At 73.4% G+C, this 19,579-nt stretch carries 16 protein-coding genes; 8 read left to right on the forward strand and 8 right to left on the reverse strand.

What is annotated here, in order from left to right; all coding sequences use genetic code 11:
- Positions 1 to 47 precede the first annotated feature (47 nt).
- Both ABT296_RS33265 and ABT296_RS33270 read left to right on the forward strand, forming a co-directional pair.
- Positions 48 to 287: a hypothetical protein gene (locus ABT296_RS33265; RefSeq protein ID WP_351932944.1), complete on the forward strand. Its 240-nt coding sequence runs from the start codon at positions 48 to 50 to the stop codon at positions 285 to 287.
- Positions 287 to 664 carry a fic family toxin-antitoxin system, toxin component gene (locus ABT296_RS33270; RefSeq protein WP_351932946.1) on the forward strand — a complete coding sequence of 126 codons (378 nt, stop codon included), beginning with the start codon at positions 287 to 289 and terminating at the stop codon, positions 662 to 664. The genes ABT296_RS33265 and ABT296_RS33270 overlap by 1 nt, the downstream gene beginning before the upstream one ends.
- A gap of 87 nt (positions 665 to 751) precedes the next feature.
- On the opposite strand, the gene ABT296_RS33275 is transcribed toward ABT296_RS33270, so the two are convergent.
- The 6 genes from ABT296_RS33275 to ABT296_RS33300 all read right to left on the reverse strand — a co-directional run bounded on the left by ABT296_RS33275 (position 752) and on the right by ABT296_RS33300 (position 7,527).
- Entirely contained in the window at positions 752 to 1,705 is a 954-nt protein-coding gene (locus tag ABT296_RS33275; protein WP_351932948.1) for an IS481 family transposase, read from the reverse strand.
- 119 nt (positions 1,706 to 1,824) lie between these two features.
- Positions 1,825 to 3,648, reverse strand: coding sequence for an SPFH domain-containing protein (locus ABT296_RS33280; protein WP_351932950.1), 1,824 nt, complete (start codon positions 3,646 to 3,648; stop codon positions 1,825 to 1,827).
- Positions 3,645 to 5,048: a TIR domain-containing protein gene (locus ABT296_RS33285; protein WP_351932994.1), complete on the reverse strand. Its 1,404-nt coding sequence runs from the start codon at positions 5,046 to 5,048 to the stop codon at positions 3,645 to 3,647. Before ABT296_RS33285 ends, ABT296_RS33280 begins: the two co-directional genes overlap by 4 nt.
- A 120-nt stretch (positions 5,049 to 5,168) precedes the next feature.
- Positions 5,169 to 6,185, reverse strand: a complete 1,017-nt coding sequence (locus tag ABT296_RS33290; RefSeq protein ID WP_351932951.1) for a protein kinase domain-containing protein — start codon at positions 6,183 to 6,185, stop codon at positions 5,169 to 5,171.
- Positions 6,186 to 6,791 carry a TIR domain-containing protein gene (locus tag ABT296_RS33295; protein ID WP_351932953.1) on the reverse strand — a complete coding sequence of 202 codons (606 nt, stop codon included), beginning with the start codon at positions 6,789 to 6,791 and terminating at the stop codon, positions 6,186 to 6,188.
- A gap of 118 nt (positions 6,792 to 6,909) precedes the next feature.
- Positions 6,910 to 7,527 (reverse strand): hypothetical protein, encoded by a 618-nt coding sequence (locus ABT296_RS33300; RefSeq protein WP_351932955.1) that lies wholly within the window; start codon positions 7,525 to 7,527, stop codon positions 6,910 to 6,912.
- Positions 7,528 to 7,606: 79 nt separating this feature from the next.
- Between ABT296_RS33300 and ABT296_RS33305 the strand changes: the two genes are divergently transcribed.
- From ABT296_RS33305 to ABT296_RS33330, 6 genes are all read left to right on the forward strand, one after another.
- On the forward strand, positions 7,607 to 7,804 hold the full coding sequence (locus tag ABT296_RS33305; RefSeq protein WP_351932957.1) for a hypothetical protein: 198 nt from the start codon (positions 7,607 to 7,609) through the stop codon (positions 7,802 to 7,804).
- Between the two features lie 220 nt (positions 7,805 to 8,024).
- Positions 8,025 to 8,936 carry a hypothetical protein gene (locus tag ABT296_RS33310; RefSeq protein ID WP_351932959.1) on the forward strand — a complete coding sequence of 304 codons (912 nt, stop codon included), beginning with the start codon at positions 8,025 to 8,027 and terminating at the stop codon, positions 8,934 to 8,936.
- A gap of 163 nt (positions 8,937 to 9,099) precedes the next feature.
- The gene (locus tag ABT296_RS33315; RefSeq protein WP_351932961.1) at positions 9,100 to 9,543 is read left to right on the forward strand and encodes a peptidase inhibitor family I36 protein; all 444 of its coding nucleotides are present in this window, start codon (positions 9,100 to 9,102) and stop codon (positions 9,541 to 9,543) included.
- 221 nt (positions 9,544 to 9,764) lie between these two features.
- Positions 9,765 to 13,718 (forward strand): nSTAND1 domain-containing NTPase, encoded by a 3,954-nt coding sequence (locus ABT296_RS33320; protein ID WP_351932963.1) that lies wholly within the window; start codon positions 9,765 to 9,767, stop codon positions 13,716 to 13,718.
- Between the two features lie 179 nt (positions 13,719 to 13,897).
- A complete protein-coding gene (locus ABT296_RS33325; RefSeq protein WP_351932965.1) occupies positions 13,898 to 14,788 on the forward strand; it encodes a C40 family peptidase in 891 nt (296 codons plus the stop codon).
- Between the two features lie 289 nt (positions 14,789 to 15,077).
- Entirely contained in the window at positions 15,078 to 16,481 is a 1,404-nt protein-coding gene (locus tag ABT296_RS33330; RefSeq protein WP_351932967.1) for a PP2C family protein-serine/threonine phosphatase, read from the forward strand.
- Positions 16,482 to 16,508: 27 nt separating this feature from the next.
- Here ABT296_RS33330 and ABT296_RS33335 read toward each other — a convergent pair whose 3' ends face one another.
- Both ABT296_RS33335 and ABT296_RS33340 read right to left on the reverse strand, forming a co-directional pair.
- Positions 16,509 to 18,650 carry a bifunctional lysylphosphatidylglycerol flippase/synthetase MprF gene (locus tag ABT296_RS33335; RefSeq protein WP_351932969.1) on the reverse strand — a complete coding sequence of 714 codons (2,142 nt, stop codon included), beginning with the start codon at positions 18,648 to 18,650 and terminating at the stop codon, positions 16,509 to 16,511.
- A gap of 87 nt (positions 18,651 to 18,737) precedes the next feature.
- The gene (locus ABT296_RS33340) at positions 18,738 to 19,559 is read right to left on the reverse strand and encodes an NAD(P)H-binding protein (RefSeq protein ID WP_351932970.1); all 822 of its coding nucleotides are present in this window, start codon (positions 19,557 to 19,559) and stop codon (positions 18,738 to 18,740) included.
- Between the last annotated feature and the right edge of the window lie 20 nt (positions 19,560 to 19,579).

Below are 19,579 nucleotides of genomic sequence, written 5' to 3' on the forward strand. Positions count from 1 at the left end.
TGCGCCTCACCCGCCGACATCCCGGTAACAGCTGTTACCATCCCGATATGGCGAAAACACAGCTGGGCGCGCGAGTGGACGAGGACGTCGCGGAACTGGCGAGGCGACGCGCCGCCGACCTCGGCCTGAGCATCGGCGACTACCTCGCCCGCCTCGTGCAGGACGACACCAGTGGCCTGCGCGCCCGTGCCGTGGACGCCGCCGCCCGGTTCCTGGCCGACCACCAGTCGGTCTTCGACGAGGCCGAAGAGGCCCAGCAGGCATCCGACGGAGCACGCGCCGCCTGATGGAACTGCACATCGACGTGCCCTGGATCCTGCAGGTCGCCGAGGCCGCCGGCGCCAACGACCCGGCCCCCGACGACTACGGCGTCCCCGTCTCGGCGGTCGCCCGCCACCGGGCCGAACTCTTCGAGCAGCCCATCTACGACGGCCCCTACGCCAAGGCCGGCGCCCTGGTGCACACGCTGGGCCGCTGCCGCTGGCTGGAGCGCTCCAACATGGCCGTCGCCGCCGCCACCGGCGTCATGTACCTCGAAGCCGCCGGGATCCCCGTCAAGCCGGCCCGCGAGGACGCCGTCGCCCTCAAGGACCTGCTCCTCGACCCCATGTGCACCGCCGGGAGGATCGCCGCCCTCCTGCGCACTTGGCCCACCGCCACCTGACGCTCCGCCCGGCCGGGCACGGCTCGGATCACTCCGGCGGCGCTCCGAGTCGCGGACGGGGGCGGCCATGACGGGCACACCCGCGCTCTAGTTGTATTGCCCTGTGAGGTTGGGGACGCGGCTGGCGGGTGGTTGGCCTTTCAGCGCGGTGTGTCCGCGGTGGTGATTGTAGGAGTGCAGCCAGCCGGGGAAGGCGTCGCGTCGTTCGGTCTCCGTGCGGTAGGGGCGGGCGTAGGCCCATTCGTCGAGCAGGGTGCGGTTGAAGCGTTCGACCTTGCCGTTGGTCTGGGGCCGGTAGGGCCGGGTGCGCTTGTGGGCGATCCCGGCCGCTGCCAGCGCATCTCGCCAGTCGCGTGAGCGGTAGCAGGATCCGTTGTCGGTCAGCACCCGCTCGACCGTGATCCCGTACTCGGCGAAGAAGGCGTGGGCCCGGTGCCAGAAGCCGGTGGCGGTCTCTTTCTTCTCGTCGGTGAGGATCTCGCTGTAGGCGAGGCGGGAGTGGTCGTCGACGGCGGTGTGCAGGTAGCTGTAGCCGGCGTTCGAGCGGTTCCTGCGGCCGGCCTGGCGGCCCAGGGTCTTGTGGCCGCCGCCGTCGGGGATGTTGCCGAGCTTCTTGATGTCGACATGGACCAGCTCGCCGGGCCGGTCGCGTTCGTAGCGGCGGATCACATGTCCGGTGGCCCGGTCCAGGTGGGACAGACGGGCCAGGCCGAACCTGTTCAGGACCCGGTGCACGGTCGAGGGCACCAGGCCCAGCAGGTGGGCGATGCGGGCCGGTCCCCACCGCCGCGTGAGCCGGACGTTGATGATCCGGCGCTCGGTCCGGGTCGGCGTCCGGTGGGGGCTGCGGTGCGGTCGTGAGGAGCGGTCGGTCATTCCGGCCTCGCCGTGCTCGCGGTAGCGGGCGGCCCACCGCTGGGCGGTGGTGGGTGAGACCTGGAAGCGTTCCGCGGCGCGTCGCAGGGGCCAGCCGTCCTCGACCACGCAGCGGGCCAGACGCAGACGTCCGGTCTCGGTCAGGGGTGCATTACGGTGGGGCACGAGGGCCTTTCTGTCGGGGTAGACGTCGCAATCCACACCGAACCGGAAGGCCCTCACCCGTTCAAGACGCCTCAGCCGAGACCTGGCTCACCCGTCCACAACCTCCCGAGACAGAACATCTAGTCCCCGACGGCGCTCCCCGCGTCCGCGGCGCCCTCCCCGGTGCGGTGCGGCCCGGGCCCCTCCGGGGGCAGTTCCTGGCGGGCCGGTCCCATCAGCTGTTGGTCCACGCGGAGTTGGCGCAGGCGGGTGAGGAGGTCCTGGACCGCGGGCAGCGGCAGGGTGGAGAGGTAGCCCGAGATGTCACCGCCGCCGCCGATGAACTGCGGGACGTCGAAGCCGGCGAACTCCCGCACGATACGGATCATCGCCACGTTGTCCCGGCCGAGCGCCTCGACCTCGCCCTTGATCTCCATGCCGACCCGGCGGCTCTCCGCGCGGGCGAGGTACTGGTCGATCGCGTCCTCGCGCTCGGCGTTCTTGACGGCCTGGTCGAGCTGCTTCCCCTTCAACTCCTCGAACAGCTCCGCCTTGAGCGCGTCGAGCATGGCCGGGTCGGTGGGCTCGAAGTCGCCCAGGTTGGTCTCCAGCGTCTCCACGCCCCACTTGCCGAGCGCGTGCTTGACCCGGTCGGTGAGGTTCTTGCGGACGTCCTCGTAGCTCTCCAGGAACTCGAAGACGGAGTTGGTCATGGCGATCTCGTTGAAGTAGCCGGTCACGGCCACCCCGAGGACGTCCCGCACGAACCGCCGCATGGGAGCCGGATCGTCGACGAGTCCGCCCAGGCCGGCGGCGCTGGTACCCCCGAACTGGCTGACCAGCCGGGGCGCGACCTGCGGAGGGATCTGGAGGTTCTGCCACAGGTCGACGGCCAGTTCGAAGCGGCCCTGGACCTTGACGGTGATCTGCCCGAGGTCCGCGTCGTAGTTGTCGGCCTCGGACTGACCCTTGTTGTGCCACTTCAGGATCAGCACCCGGGTGGGAATCACCATCACTCGCACGAACCACGGGTTGAGCGCGTACGACGAGCCCTTGCCCAGCGTCTCCTCCTGCACGCCGCGCCGGCCGCCGTTCGCCAGGAAGACCCAGGGCAGACGGAAGTTGCTGTGGCCGGGCACCCGGGGTGCCACGGCGTCGTCCGGGTCGTCCTCGCCATCGGCACCGTCGAGGGTGATGACCACTCCGGTGTCGTCCTCCTCGATGGAGATCTCCCGCAGATGCGCCTCGGTCAGTCCGTCGCGGGCGGTCGTCACGTTGTCGACCGTGAACACGTCGAAGAGTTCGGGATTGATGTCGTAGGACATCCCGCCGCCCAGGATGGCCAGTTGGCGTCCCTGCTCGCCGCCGGCGGCGAGGAAGGCCTCACCGTCCTGGAAGCTGTCGCACTCCACATGGCTGCCGAACCGCCGGTCCGGCGGCCGCACCCCGCCCTCCCGCGCCTGGACGAGTCCGATCGTGCCGGCGGGCACGTAGGTGCGCGGCCGCAGCTCGACGCTGAAGAGCCGCGGGTTGATGTAGTAGGACTGGCCGCCGCTGAGCGTCCTGACCTGGACTCCCTGCTGGCCCTTGCGCCGGCCGTCGCCGAGCAGGAACCTCGCGCCGTCCTGGAAGTTGTCGCAGTCGACGTGCCGCGCCAGCCTGCCCCGCCCGGACCGGTTGTGCCCCTCCAGGGCCGTCACCACGCCGATCATCTCCGGCGGCACGTGCACCCGGGGCACGCACTCCACCGAGTCGACCAGCGGCATCAGCCAGTGGCCGCCGGGAAGCAGGGTGTGGGCCAGGACTCCGCGCGCGTTGTGCGGGTTGACGTGCTTGTACGCCCGTTCAGGACGCTGGGCCACGAACCTGCGTGTGATCACACCGACATGGTCGGCGGGCACCACGACCCTTGCCTTCCAGGCCGCCGCAGCGGCGACCACGCACAGGACGAGCAGATAGATCATGATGCGGTTCCCCATTCCCGTAGCCGCGCGTGCAGCGCCAGCACGGTCGAGCTCCAACGGTCGTACCAGTCCGGGTCGTTCTCGTGGCCCGGGTCACGCAGCGTGGGGTAGAACCCGGACCGTCCGCCGGGTCCCGCCCGGCGGGCGAAGTCGCGGTAGAGCCGGGGCACCGCCGTCTCGGCCGCCTCGCGCCAGCCCAGGGCGGCGCCGAGGTCGGGGAAGCCCGGGCCGCGGCGGCCGCCGGCCGGGGCGAGCGCGAGCTGGCGCCGAAAGCCCTGCCGGCCCTCCGAGTGGCGGTGCCACAACGCGTCGATGCCCGCCAGGAGTTCGCGCGGGACACCGGCGGCCTGCCGGTTGCTCAGCCAGCCCTCCGTCGTCCGGCCGGCCGCCTCCATGACCAGGCGCGTGGTCAGCAGGTCGGCGTGTTCCCACTCGCCCTCCGACAGGTGCACGCGCAGCCGTTCCAGGCCGGCGGAGGGGGACAGCCGTATCGCGCGGTGCGCGGTGAGAGGGGGCGGTCCGGGCAGTCGGGGCGGCCGGTCCCGGGTGACGTCGTCGTGGAGGCGGTGCAGCAGACCGAGTTCGGTGTCGTCGAGGAGGCCGCCGTGGCGGGCGTCGATGTGCCAGACGGTGGCGAGGTGGTAGTTGACCTCTCCGTCCAGCAGGACGGGGACGAACGGCCGTCCGTGCACCTGGCCTTCGAGGATCATGCGGGTGACGTCGTCGGAGTCCTGCGACCGCGGGGTCATCACGACCACGACCGCCAGGGCGTCGCGCAACTGCTGTCGGATCGTCCAGAAGTGGGTGTCGCCGGGGCTCAGGTCGGCGATGGACCAGACCGGCAGACCGGCCCGGCGTAACTGGTCGGCGAGTGCCCGGCCGTAGCGGGCGTCGGCCTTGGCGTAGCAGACGACCAGGGAGGGACGCTCGGGCGGGGTGAGCGGGCGCGGGGCGGAGGGGTGGGAGGCGGCGATGTTGTCCCGGGCGGCCGCCGGACCGGGCCGGGCGGCGTGTCCCGCGACGATCGCGGCCAGTTCGGCGGCCTTCTGCGCGAACTGCTCCTCGGTCACCGCGCTGAAGTCCCGCCAGACACGGTTGGCGGCGAACGGCGGCACGGCCACATGCCCGAGCAGCACCGGAATGAACCGAAGGCCGCGTTCGGCCGAGGCGGTGGCCAGCGCCGCGTACTCGTCCATCGCGCGGGCCGAGCGCAGGGAGGCGGGGCTGATCACGGCGATCCCGTTGGCGGAGGCGCGCAGGGCCTCGTCCAGGCGGTGGACGATCACCTCGCTCGGCTCGATGCTCCACTCGGCGCAGAAGGGCCGCAGTCCGTGCCCGGCGAGTTCCCCGGCCAGGCGTGCGGCCCAGGCGGCGTCGTCGGCCGTGTAGGAGAGGAACACGCTGTTCAACGGGCTGGACCCCCTGGGGCTGGTCTGCTTCCGCGGACCGATCCGTCGACCTGCGGGCCACCAGGCTAGGGGCTGACTAGCCCATGTACAGCAATAGTTGCGTTTGTCGTACTAACTAGGTTCTTCGGTGTAGGAGCTGGTACGGCGGGAGAGCGACGAAAGGAAGGCTCCGTGCCCGGCCGGGCGGATCGACCACCATGGCGGCGAGGGGGCCGGCGGGGTGCGGGGGAGCGGCTCGACCAGAGGCGCGGCCAGGGCGGCCAGCTCCGGCCGGCCCCCGTCCGTCGCGCCGCGCGGCGTCCGGGACAGCAGCGCTTCGGCGCGCGGGCGCAGCTCGGGCTCCTTCGACAGACCGGCCGCGAGCGGCCCGCGGAGTGGGGCGGGCAGGCCCTCGACGGGTGGCGGTGCGGTGGTGTGCTGAGCCATCAGACTGAACAACTGGGTTACGAAAAAGGGCAGTTCACCCGTCAGGCACAGGTGCAGCAGACAGGCCGCGGCGTACACGTCCGCCGCGGGGGACGCGGCACCGGAGCCTCGCCAGAGTTCGGGGGCGCGCAGTCGAGGGTCTCCCGCGGTGAGCGCCGCGAGGCCCAGCCCGGTGACCGTCACCTTTCCGTCCGCGCCGACCACGATCTTCCCCGCGTGCAGATCGCCGTGGGCGAGCCCGCGCGCGTGTACGGCGGCCAGTGCCGTGAGGACATCGCGGAACACCATGCCCGCAGCGAGCCGGGACAGGGCCCCGTGCCTCTCCAACAGGCTCGTCAGGGTGGCCCCTTCGACCGCGTCCTCGATCAGGGCCCCTCCGACGGCCGCCGACGACCGCTCGTACGCCGCCCGGAACGCGGGCGCCCGGACGAACGTGTGCGGCACGGCCGCCTCCGGCAGCCGCAGCCCCCTGAGCCGCTCGACGTCCGCCTGGAACGCCGCCGCCCGCGCCCGGTGCACCAGCAGCCGCGCGGGCACATAGCGCACCACGGCCGGACACGCCCCCGTCGCAGGGGCACGCCCGGCCCCGCCGCCTTCCCGCGACTGCGCCGGCCAGGCCAGCACGGTGCGTCCGGAGCGCCCCTGGTGCAGTTCGCGTATCTCGGTCCACCGGGGCAGCTGCCACGGCCGGTTGACGCTCATCTAGGCTCCCGCGGCGGGCCGGGCGGCGCGGATGAGCCGTACGAGCCGGGCGACCTGCTGTTCGTAGTGGTCCGTACCCGGGTGGGTCAGGTCGAGCGCCTGATGGATGGCGGCCAGCGGGGGCAGCGGATCGTGGGTGGTGCGCGCGGGCACGAACCGCAGGCCGCCCTCGTGCTTGCGGTGCAGCAGCGCCGCGTACTCGTCACGGGCACGCCCGTCGGCCAGGGTGCCGGAGCCGAACAGCAGCACGCCCCACGGCACTTCGGTCAGCGCGTGGTCCGTCCCCATCAGCGGGACCAGTCCGGGTTCGACCCAGCGTGCCAGGAACACGTGCAACTCGGCCTCGTGCAGCTTCCTGGCCAGGAGTTCCGCGGCGTCGGCGTCGCCGTCGGCGTACGCCACGAGCGCGTCGTAGGGCCGCCGCGACCCGGAAGGCTCGGGCGGTACGGAAGGCGCTTGCGGCACCGGCGGCACGGTGGGCGCGGGCGCCGGTCCCGCGCCGGCTCGCCGCGTGCGGTGCCCGGGATAGGTGAACCACACGCCGACCGCCGTGAGGAGGACACCCGCGAGTCCTATCCCCAGGTTCCCCGTCTCAACCCACGTCATGACGGCGAGTGTAGGGGTGGTGACGGGGCGTTGTGGGGGGTTCGCCCCGGCTTCCTCGGCACGGTGAACGACGGGCCCCGCGGTGCGGGCGACGGCGATCGCGGAGCGCCGCTCAGGCTCACGCGCCGGGATGTCCTCCGTCGCCGGAGCCCAGGAGGGAAACCGCGAGGCGGCGCTCGACTGCGCCGGGCAGGGACCACAGTTCACCGCGGCGCCTGCGGTCCGCCAGCCCCTGCCGGTCGGCGCGGCGTATCCCCGGCACGGCCAGCGTGAGACCGGCCAGGGACACGGCGAGCCCGCCTCCGAGGACGGCGCCGGCGAGTACGGCGCCGTCCGCCAGGGCGAACGGCAGCGCGAAGCCGAGGCAGAGCGCGCCGAGTCCGCCGAGGACGGCGACCATCCACCACAGCGGTGAGAGCGGGTGCTCGTCGCGCAGATGATCGGCCAACTGCCGGTCGGTGGGGCGCCGTCGCGGGTGCCGTCCGGCAGCGGCGAACAGCTCGGCCCGCCCGCGCAGGACCCACACCGCGTGCACCGCCACCCACACGACGGGCAACAGGAACAGCGCCGCCAGCACCAGGCCCGCCCGAACCCCTCCCGGTACCGGCACCCATCCGGCGGCGTCGGCGACCACGGTTCCCACGGCGGTTCCCACGAGTACGGCGCCCGCCGCGCTCGTCACGACCAACAGGCGCCGCGCCGCACGCACCCGGGCGCTGAGCGGGAATTCGACCACGTCCAACATCTTCTCCGTTCGATGGCCGCGGGTACTCTACGCAGCCGTAGGCGCAGGTCACGCCGTGGGCCCCCGGGAGATGCCCGTCTGGGCGTCCCGGGGCCTCGCTGTGGTCAACCCCGACCTGTGCCGGCTCCGCAGGCTGCTCGGCAAGAACCTCGACGCCACCTCGGAGAAGGCCCGGCGTCTCCTCGGCCGGCAGCCCCGCGACATCGAGGACACCATCACCGAGACCGCCGAAAGCCTCCTCGCGCTCGACACGGCACGGGCGCACTGACCCACGACGCACGGCTGGACGCCGACGGCGGCTCGGATGCCTCGCGAGGCAACACACGGGTTGCCTCCGGCACGGCGTTCTGGCAGGTCGCGGCCCGTTTCCTCCTCTGCGTGCAGGAGGGCAACAGGAAACCCGTCGACCTCGGGGAGCGGGCGGGCAACTCTGGATTCGGCAGCGACGACCAGCGACAAGCCCGAGGTGGCCGAGGGAGGTGGGGACCGTGACACGGACGCTCCTGTCCCTGTGCGTGCTCATGGCGGCCGTCACGACCGGATGCGCCGACGGCGGAGGGGACGGCAAGCGGCCCGACCGGCCGCCGCGCCCGCCGGCACTGACCTGGCAGCAGGAACTGCGCACCAGCGACGCCCAGCAGCACCTGACAGCCGAGTGCATGCGCCGGCAGGGCTTCACCTACTGGGAGGACCGCACCCTGACCCTCCAGGAGAGCCGCCCGGTGCGCTACGTCCAGGACGACGTGGCGTGGGCCCGTACCCACGGCTACGGCGGACGGATCGACGCCAAGAGCCAGCAGGCCCGCGAGGACAACCCCCTCGGCGGCTACCTCCGGCGCATGTCCGCGCCCCGGCGGGCCGCCTTCGACACCGCCCTCGACGGCGGAGGCGACGCCCGCATCCTCACGGCACCGCTCCCGGGCGGCGGGGAGATCCGCAAACGCAGCGGAGGCTGCATGGAGGAGGCCGAACGCGAGCTCTACGGCGACCCCGCCCAATGGTTCCGCAGCGGCAAGACCGCCACGGGTCTCAACGCCCTCTACGGCGCCGACCTGATGAACGACCCCCAGCTCACCGACCGGCTCCGGGCCTGGGCCCGCTGCATGAAGAAGGCGGGACAGCCCTACGACGATCCGCAGGCGGCCCGCGACGCCGTACGGGTCGACACCAGCCGGCTCGGCACCGGCCGCGCCGACGAGGCGTTCGCAGCCGAGCGGCGCACCGCCGTCGCGGACGCGACCTGCGCCCGCGCGACCTCACTCAAGGCCGTGGCCACGGCCCGGGAGACGTACTACCAGGACCGCCTGCGCGACCGGTTCGGCAAGGACCTCGACACCTACCGCACCCTCGGCCGACAGGCCTACGACCGGGCCGTGCACATCGTCGCGGAGCGCGACTGACCGTCCGAAACCCGCGACCCGCCCCGGCCACCACGCGCCCCGGTCGCGTCACGCGCCGGGCGCACACCGACCACCGGCGGCGGCACACCGGGCCTCGGCCCCCGACTCCGCCACCGGCGCACCACCGACCCACGCATCACCGAAGAAAACGAGGGGAAACACCATGCGCAAGTTCACCGCCACGGCAGCGCTTCTCGGGCTGACCGCCCTGGGCGTGCTCGTACCCGCCGCCACCTCGCAGGCCGCCGTCGCCGGCCCCGGCTGCGACAGCAAGTGGGGCCCGCGCAACGGCAACATGTACGCCTGGCAGGACCTGGACTGCTCGGGCACCCAGCTGATCGTCGCCGCGGGCAACAGCGCGAACTGGGGTGCCGGAGCCAACGACAAGGCCACGTCCGTCATGAACCGCGGCTTCACCGGCGGCCTCGACCACGTCGCGTTCTACCAGAACGACAACTACGGGGGCGGCCACGCCTGTCTCGCCCCGGGCGAGCTGTACGCCGACAACCTCACCGACAACCGCTTCACCAACGGTGTCGGGGCGAACGACAACATCACCTCCCACCGCTGGGTGGCCAGGAGCGCCTGCGGTGCCTTCCTGACCTGATCCCCGCCCGATCCGCCCACCGGCACACGGACGGGCCCGGAACCGACCACCCGGGCCCCTCCGTCGCCGATCTGGAGACTTGCACGAACGTCCGGGACCGCGCCGCGGTTCCGGACGTTCGTGTTTTCGCCACTCCGGGTGAACAGCGTGACCAACCCGACCAACCGGACATTAACCTGGGCATCCGCCGCCGCACGGCCGGCCCTGCCTTGGGGGACACCTTGGGGGACCCACGACTCGGAGACGATCCGAACCCACACGACGACCGGGAGCGGACCGCGCCGACCACGCCGTCCCTCCCCGCACAGCAGACCTTTCCCGCCCAGCTCAGACGATTGCGGCGGGAGCGCGGACTGTCGCTCACCGACCTGGCGCGCCGGACCCACTACAGCAAGGGCTACCTCAGCAAGATCGAGACCGGTACGAAACGGGCCACCGTCGACGTCGCCCGCCTGTGCGACCAGGTCCTGGACGCGGAGGGCGAGTTGCTGCGGCTCGTGCAGCAGGCGCCCACACCCCGTGACGGTGACGGCGCGTCCGGGACCGAGTCCGCCACGGTGCCCCGGCAGCCGGGCGGGACATGCCCCTATCGCGGACTGTCGGCGTTCACGCCGCAGGACGCGGAGTGGTTCTTCGGCCGGGAGCGCGCGACGGCCGCACTCGTGGAACGGCTCTTCGAACAGATCGGCAGCGGCCCGCTCATGCTGGTCGCCCCCTCGGGCGGCGGCAAGTCCTCCCTGCTCAACGCCGGTCTCGTCCCCGCCCTGCGGCGAGGCGACTTCCCCATGCCGGGCGCCGACCGCTGGCCCGTCGTGCCGCTCACGCCCACCACGCGCCCCCTGGACGAACTGCTGGAGCGCACCGCCAAGGCCCTCGGCGGCGACCTCGGCCTCACCGCGCGGGAGCTGCGCGAGAACCCGGCGGCCCTGCGCGAGGCCGTACACAGGTCAGTCGCGCACGACGAGACCGCGGAACTCCAGCCGGCCGCCCCCGGGGACCGCGAACCCCCGCCCCCTCGGCCCGTCCTGATCGTGGACCAGTTCGAGGAACTCTTCACCCTCTGCCCCGACGACGAGGAACGGCGGGCGTACGTCCGAGTGCTCCGGGCCATGGCGGACGCCGGGCCGGAACCGGACACGTACCCGCCGGCCGTCGTCGTCCTCGGCGTCCGCGCCGACTTCACCGGCAGCTGTCTGGGCCTGCCCGAACTGACCCCGGTCCTCACCGACGGCCTGTTCGTGCTGGCCCCGATGTCCGTGACGGAGCTGCGCGAGGCCATCGCCCGCCCCGCCGAACTCGCCGGCGTCACCCTCGAACCGGGCCTGATCCCGCTGCTGCTGCGCGACGCCGGACTGCGCGACGAAGGCGGACCGGCCGGCCGTGACACCGCCCGGGCCGGGCTCGTCGGCGCCGACGTGACACCCTCCGGTGCCCTCCCCCTGCTCTCCCACGCGCTCCTCGCCACCTGGCAGCGCCGCACGGACGCCGCGCTGCTGACCGTCGCCGGGTACGAACGGGCCGGCGGCCTGCAGGGCGCCATCGCCCGCACCGCCGAGACGGTGTTCGCCCGGCTGTACCCGGCCGAGCAGAAGACGATCCGCCGCATCCTGTCGCGGCTGGTCCTCGTCGCGGACGGCGCCGGCGCGACCCGCCGCCGCACGAGCCGGGACGCCCTGCTGGAACAGCTCGGCGACGCGGAGGGCACGGCCGCGGCCCTCGACGCCTTCGTGAGGGCCCGGCTCATCACCGTGGACAGCGACACGGTCCAGATCACCCACGAGGCGCTGCTGCACGCCTGGCCCCGGCTGCGGGACTGGATCCACGCCGACCGCGCCGGACTCCTCCTCCACCAGCAACTGGCGCACGCCGCGGCCGAATGGGAACGCGAGGACCGCGACCCGTCGGCCCTGTACCGGGGTACTCGGCTGGACGCCGTACGGTCGTGGGCCGACGAGTCGGACGGCCGGCGTCGCCTCGGGCCCGGCGAGGAGGCCTTCCTGAGGGCGAGTCAGGCCGAGGAGGACGCCCGTCGCGGACAGGCCGGACGCCAGGTCAGGCTGCGGCAGTACCTGCTCGCCACGCTCGCCGTCCTGCTCTGCCTCGCGGTCACCGCGGGCGCACTCGCCTACCAGCAGCGGGAGAGCGCCCGCGCACAGGAGCGGGCCGCCCGCTCCCAGGCACTCGCCGTACGCTCCGCGTCCCTGGCCGCGGGCCAGCCCGAGGCGTCGATGCTCCTCGCGGGGGAGGCGTACCGCGCCGACACCACCGCCGAGGCACGCGGCGCCCTGCTCAGCACCCAGTCCCAGCCGTTCTCCGCCCGGCTCGACGGCTACCGGGGCCCGGTCAACGCGGTGGCCTTCGCCCCCGACGACCGGACCCTCGCGACGGCCAGCTCCGACGGCACGGTGACCCTGCGCGCCACCGACGGCGACCGCCGCACGCTCGCCACGTTCACCCTCCCCGGCCGCGTCCGCGCGGTCGCCTTCGCCCCCGACGGCCGCACCCTCGCAGCGACCTCGACCGACGGGCCCGTCACCCTCTGGGACGTCGCCGCCCACCGCCGCACCGCCCTCCTTACCGCCGACACCCGGGGCGCCCGCGCGATCGCCTTCGACCCGCGCGGGCACGCGCTCGCCGTCGCGACCCCCGACGGCCCGATCCAGCTCTGGGACACCCGCTCCACACCCCGGCGCACGGCCTCCCTCACCGGCCACAAGGGCCTGCCCCACGCGCTGGCGTACGCCCCCGACGGCGGCGGACTCGTCTCCGCCGGCGCCGACCGGACCGTACGGCTGTGGGACACCGACCGCGCCCGGCCGCTCACCGTGCTCAGGGGGCACACCGACGACGTCCTGGGCGTCGCGTTCTCCCCGGACGGACGGCAGGTCGTCTCCGGCGGGACCGACCGGACCGTACGGGTGTGGGACGTGCGCGAACGGCGGACGACCACGACGTTCACCGGCAGCAGCGACGACATCAACGCCGTCGCCTACACCCCCGACGGCGCGACGGTGATCGGCGCGGTCGGCGACGGCACGACCCGGCTCTGGGACGTGCGGGGCGGCCGCCAGACCGCCGTCCTCGCCGGGCACACCGACTACGTCATGGGAGTCGCCGTCACCTCCGACGGCGCCCTCCTCGCCACGGCCGGCTTCGACCAGTCGGTGGTCCTGTGGGACCTCGGCGGACCGGTGCTGACGGCACGTCCGTTCACGGAGGTCTGGCAGGCGGTCCACAGCCCGGACGGATCACTGCTGGCCACCGCCGACACCGACCACACCGTCCGGCTCTGGGACGCCCGCGAACACCGGCTCCTGAAACGGCTCAGCGGCCACACCGAGACGGTCTTCTCGGTGGCCTTCGCGCCCGACGGCAGGACCCTCGCCTCCGCGGGCTCCGACGGCACGATCCGACTGTGGGACGTGGCCGCGCGCCGGCACCTGGCCACGCTCAGCGGCCACACCGGGGAGGTCTTCTCGGTGGCCTTCGCCCCCGACGGCAGGACCCTCGCCTCGGCCGGCGCCGACCGGACGGTCCGCCTCTGGGACCTCGCCGCACGGCACGGCGTCGCCACCTTCGAGGGCCACGAGGACTACGCCAACGCCGTCGCGTTCAGCCCGGACGGCCGCACCCTGGCCAGCGCCGGCGACGACCTGACCGTGCGGCTCTGGGACGTCCGCTCGCACCGGGCGCTCGCCGAACTGACCGGCCACACGGGCGCGGTGCGCGGCGTCGCCTTCGCGCCCGACGGCCGCACCCTCGCCAGCAGCGGCAACGACGGCACCGTACGCCTGTGGGACGTCCGCGCGCGCCGCTTCGAGGGCGCCCTGACCGGACACACCGGCTCCGCGCGGGGCCTCGCCTTCTCCCCGGACGGCCGGATGCTCGCCAGCAGCGGCAACGACAGAACGGTCCGGGTGTGGGACGTCGCCGAGCGGCGGACGTGGGCGACCCTCACCGGCCACACCAACGCCGTGTGGGGCGTGGACTTCGCCCCGGACGGGCGGACGGTGGCCAGCAGCAGCACCGACGGCACCGTTCGGCTGTGGGACCTCGACCCCGGTGCCGGGCTGGCGAGGATCTGCCGGCTGAGCGCGGCGATGAGCGCCGCCGAACGCGACCTTCTGCTCCCCGGCATCCCCCTGTCGGCGGAACCGGCCTGCGCGGGCGGCTGACCCCGCATCGCCTGGTCGGGGGGTGTTTCCCAAGGGTTTCCCCGTTGCCCGTTCGGGTGGGGCGACTCCCGGTTCTCGACGCCCGGGGCGCACCACCGGCAGGCTGCGACACGACCACACCCGCTGTGATCCACACAGCGTTCGATCCACTCAAGACCGGAAACGGGGGTCCCGGCACGGTGAACCGGACCGTACGCACACGCACCTTCCTCCGCACGCTCGTCGCGCTGCTGGCGTTCGCCTGCTGGGCGCCGCCGGCCCTCTCCGCCACCGCCCGGGCGGCACCGACCGCGCCCGCGGCGGACTGCCGCGCCCTCGCGCCGGGCGCCTCCGCCGCAGCCGAACGGGCCATCGCCGCCGCGTGCGCCGAGGTCGCGGCCGGCACCTGGTACACCTGGGGCGGCGGTCACGGCGCCCAGCCCGGCGCCACGTACGGGCAGGTCGACCCCACCGACCCGGCCAGCGAACACGACCCCGAGCGGCGCGGTTTCGACTGCTCCGGACTGGTCCGTCACGCCTACGCGCAGGCCACCGGCTCGGACATCCTCAACGGGATCGCCAGCCAGCAGTACTACACGCACCGCGCGGCCGCCCGCTTCACCGCGGCCCAGGGACTCGCCCCGCTCCTCCCGGGCGACCTCCTCGCCTGGGGCACCGAGCAGGACCTGCACCACATCGCCCTCTACCTCGGCGCGGGCAAAATGGTCGAGGCCAGGCAGTCCGGCACCAAACTGATGGTCAGTGACGTCCGCCTGGGCAGCGGCTACTTCGGTGCCGTACGCGTCAACACCGGCCAGGTCACCGGCCATGTCCATCAGACCTGGGGCACCGGCGTCTGGACCAAGGCCGAGCCCAGCCTCGCCGCCCGCCGCGTCTACGCCTTCCCGTACTCCACCACCATCCGCGTCCACTGCCAGAAGCACGCGGAGCGGGTCTTCGCGGAGGGCTACGACAACGACGTCTGGTCCTACCTCCCCGACTACAGGGCCTGGGTCACCAACATCTACATCCAGGGCCCGGCCTGGCTCGACGGGGTGCCGGACTGCGGTCAGAACCCGCCCTCGCCGTGACGCCTCCCACGGGGTGAACCGTCCGACCCCGGTCGGCGAGCCGTGTCCGGTGCTGCCGAGGGGCCTTCGGGCCGACCCCCTCGGCAGCACCGGCCCCGGTGCGCCGGGCGGGCGGCGGGTCGTGTCGGTCGTGGCATCACCGCGGCGGTGATGATGCTCTCGGGTCCCGGCGTCCGGTGCGGACGCCGACCGGTGCGGCCGTGCGCGGCCGGGAGCAGATGGATCGGAGACCACTGTGGTGAGGGCGCGTCCTCGTCGTCTCGTCTTTCGTTCGGCCGGTGCGACGCTGGTGGCGGCCCTGGTGGTGGCGGTCGCGCTGACCGTGGTGGACGTTCTGCTGGCCTTCCGCGTCTACACCGGCAACGCGATGACCGGCAGCCATGCCGACGACGCCAGCCGCAACATCGGCAGGCTGTTCGCGACCGTCCACGCCGCCGACGAGACCCGCCACCGCATCGGCCTCGGCACGGGCGGTCCGGTGGCCGCCGTCTACGCGAACCGGGCCAGGGCGCTGGCCCGGGACATCGACGCCGACGCCCGTCCCCTCGGCATGGCCGCCGAGAGCGAGGCACTCACCGCCGCCCTGCCCGCCTGGATCGCCCGGCCCGACACCGAACTGCACCGGCTCCTGGCCGCGGCCGACGCCCTCGCCGCCGCCCTCGACGAGCACAAGGCCCAGGACCGCCAGGACGCCGTCGCCGCCCAGAACACCCTGCTCGCCCTCCAGTTCGCCTGCGTGGTCGTCCTGCTCATGCTCCTGGGCGGCCTCGCCTTCGTGGTGTGGCGCAGGATCATCCTTCCCCTCACCGACCTGGAGGCCCACCTCGGGAGCATCAGCCTCGGCACCGCCCCGCCCACCCGCATCACCCACCACCCCACCCAGTGGCTCGGCGGCGTCCTGGGCCAGGCCGAACGCACCCTCCAGGTACTGAAGGAGTCGCAGCACCAGGCCGACAAGGACCGCGAGGCCCTGCGCACCGATGCCGCCGCCTCCGACGGACTGAGCCGCATCCTGAACATCCAGCACGCACCCGGCCCCGGCGTGCGCGCCCACGGGCGGGTCCAGAGCGCCGAGGGTGTCATCGCCGGAGACTTCCTCGACACCCTGGCCCTGCCCGGCGGCCTCACCGTCCTCCTCCAGGGCGACGTCGCCGGCCACGGCACCGACGCCGGCCTGCTCGCCGTCCGGGTCAAGAGCGCCGTCGCCGCGGCCCTCCACCTCGCCCCCGACGCCCGCACCGCGGCGGCCGCGGCCTGGACCGTCATCGCCCCCGAGGACGAACGCTTCACCACCCTCGTCATCGCCGTCCTCGACCCCGCCCGCCACCGCCTCAGCTGGCTCAGCGCAGGTCACGAGATCGCGCTGCTCCGCCACGCCGACGGCACCGTCGAGGAACTCGAACCCACCGGACCGGTCATCGGCCCGTTCCTCACCAGCCCCGACGACGTCTGGGACGTACGACAGCGCCCGCTCGCCCCCGGCGACCTGATCGTGCTGGCCACCGACGGCCTCACCGAGGCCCGCGACCGCGACGGCACCATGCTCGGCCGGGAGGCCGTCTCCGACACCGTGTCCCGCGCCGGGAACGACCCCGAGGAGGTGGTCGACGCCCTGTACCGGGCCACCGCCCGCCACGACGCCGACTGGAACCGCGACGACATCACCATCCTCGCCGCCACCTGCGGCGCATGACACCGGCCCGGGTCCGCGGGTGAGCGCTCACTCGGGCTTGCGCAGGGCCTGGAGCAGCTCGAGGGTCCTGGCCTCGGGCATGTAGGCGCGGGTGAGGGCGACACCGATGCGCGGCAGGTCCACCTCGTCGCGGTACAGCAGGTACAGCGGCTCGTAGCGCGGGTTGAACTTCTGCTTGAAGGCGTGCAGGGACCGGAACCCGTAGTACGGCTCCATGAAGACGCCGAGCTGGTCCAGGAGCCGGTCGAAGGGCGTGGCCGACTCCGACCAGGCGCTGTCGCTGTGGGCGAGCGGTGCCCCGGACAGGGACACGAACTCCGCGCCCTCCTCCTGGAAGGCCAGGAACGCCGAGGCGATCATGAACTCGACCACGGGCGGGAAGGGCCCGTCCGCCCGCCTGCGCATGACGTCGAGCGTCCACCCGCGGACCCGGCCGTCGCCGGCGTACACGGGGATCCACGAGGTCACCCCCAGCACCGTCGAGCCCTCCGTCGCCAGCCCGACACGTACATGGGGATCGAGTGCCTCGTCGACGCCGCCCAGCGTGAATCCCATCTCCGGCAGCCCCTTGTCACCCACCCACTCCTCGGAGATGGCCCGCACCTGGCCGACGACCTCGCGCGGCTGGTCCGCCAGGCGGACCAGTTCGAATCCGACGTCCAGCTTCCTGCCGCGGTTCAGGGCGCTGCGGACCTTCTGCCACCGCTTGCCGGTGAGTTCCAGTCCCGGCAGGGGCACCACGGTGTCCTCCGCCACCTGGACGCTGTGCCAGCCCAGCGCCTCGGCTGCCTCGGCGACCGGGCGGGTCGTGGAGAACAGGCAGGGCACGGTGCCGTGGTGCTCGCAGAAGTCGACGAAGTCCCGCACGGCCGCCCGCCGGTCCTGCGGCGCCCCGGCCGGGTCACTGAGGGCGATGCAGACGCCCGCGTGCTTGCGGTAGGCGACGTAGGCCTGGCCGGAGGGGGCGAAGAAGTACGAGTTCTCGGGCCAGGTGGTCATCCAGGACAGGTTGGTGCCCCCGTACCGGACGAGCACGTCCATGGCCCGCTCGCGCTCCTCCCGCCCGGTTGCCTCGCGCGAGCGGCGCAACCCGCTCAGCAGCGAGGTCGGGACGCGGAACGCGGACCGGCCGGCCAGGAGTACGACGAGCTCGGCGGCCCAGACGACGCCCACCGGCACCAGCACCGGCAGGTCGTCGAGCACGTCGCGCCGGTCGGCCTCGTCCGCCCACGCGTACGCCACCGCCACCAGCGCCCCCAGCAGCACCGACAGCGCGGCCAGCACGGTACTGGCCCACCAGGCCGCGCGCCGGCCCTTGCGCAGCCCGTCGACAAGTACGGCGGCGACCACCGCGTGGACGGCCGCGTGGAGCGCGGAGCCGCCCAGCCCGTACGTGGAACCCATGGGTCCCTGGGCGGGGATCAGCCATACAGTGACGGTGATGGCGAGGAGGAGCACGATGCCCGAGGCGGCGAGCAGGCGCCACTCGCGGCGGCTCAGCCGGCCCGAGGCCGGGGACCGGCCCGGTACCGGCAGCCACCGGGCGGCGGGCAGGCCCAGCGCGACGCCGACCAGGTGCTCCAGGTCGGCGATCCCGCCCACGAAGAGGAAGACCACCAGCACATAGCCCGACAGGGCCAGCCGCACCCGCAGCCGCCAGGGGGAGGGCAGGGTCGCGGTGGCCAGGACCGCCGCGGCCAGCGCACCGGCCGAGGGCCCCACGTCCAGGTCCCGGGAGACCTTCTCCGCCCACGACCAGTCGACGCCGCGGCCCAGCCACAGCAGCCCGGAGCTGGCGAGCACCGCGACGACCTGGCCGGCGAGCGTCGCGGCCGCCGCCCACCGGGTGCCGAGCCGCCACTCCGCGAACCCCACCAGGAAGATCACGGCGGCCACGATGACCAGGCCGGCGCTCGGCCGGGCCCCGAACACGAACCCGCTGAACAGCGTCCACCAGCGGTTCGCCTCGAACGACGGCAGCCCGTAGGCGATCTGGGGATACCAGGACCGGTCCTCCACCGGCCGCCACAGGGCCTGCGTGGCCAGAGCCACCACGAGCATGGCCACGAGCAGCCCGAGGGTGAAGGGCAGCCGCCGCACCACCCGTACGACGCGGCCGGAGCCCTCGCCGTCGGCGCCGTCCGCCGACCGGTCCGTAAGGCTTGGCAAGAGCTCTCGAATACCCACGAAAGCCATTAAAAGCGGCAGTCGGACGCGGTGCGCGTCGATGACCGGGCCCGGGGTGCCGCAGCGGCTCTACGCCGTGAACCGGGAAGCGTGCGTGCCGGCCCACTGTTCGAAGGTGCGGGGAGCGCGGCCGGTGAGTTGTTCCACGGTGGGGTGGACGGTGGTCTCGTCGATGGTGCGGTCGCGGTAGAAGCTGAAGAACGCTCTGACGTATTCGCCCGGCATGGCGGCGTTCATCCGCGCGCGGGCGTCGTCGTCCGACTCGGGCCGGAACCGGAGGTCGCGGCCGAGTGCCCGGCCCAGGATGCGCACGCGCTCTGCGGGCAGCAGGGCCCGGGGTCCGCTGAGCGAGTAGGCGCGCTTGTCGTGCCCCGGCTCCAGCAGCGCCGTGGCCGCCACGGCCGCGATGTCGGCCGGGTCGACGGTGGCGATCGGCAGGTCGCCGAAGGCGTCGGTCACGGTGTCGCCGGTCCGCAGTTGGGGCAGCCAGCGCAGGGCGTTCGACATGAAGGCGGCCGGCCGCAGGAACGTCCAGCCCAGCCCGGACTCACGGAGGGCGTCCTCCGAGCGGACCATGAACTCCGAGATCGCGTTGTCGGTGTCCGTGGCCACGGCGGCCTGGCTGGAGAGCAGGACCACGTGTTCCACGCCCGCGCTCGTGAACCGGGCGGCCAGCCCGGTCATGTCGCGGTAGCCGGGCAGCAGGAACACGCCGCGTACGCCGCGCAGGGCGTCGGCGAGCGAGTCCGGCCGGTCGAGGTCGCCGACGGCCTGTTCCACCGGCAGGTCAGCGGGTTCGCGGACCAGCGCGCGGACGGGCTCGCCGGCGTCGACCAGTGCGCGCACGACTTCACTGCCGACGTCGCCGGTGGCTCCGGTGACGAGGATCACCGCGGTGTCCTTTCGACGGG

Source organism: Streptomyces sp. NPDC000983 (assembly GCF_040299205.1).
In the GTDB taxonomy this organism is placed as follows: Bacteria; Actinomycetota; Actinomycetes; order Streptomycetales; family Streptomycetaceae; genus Streptomyces.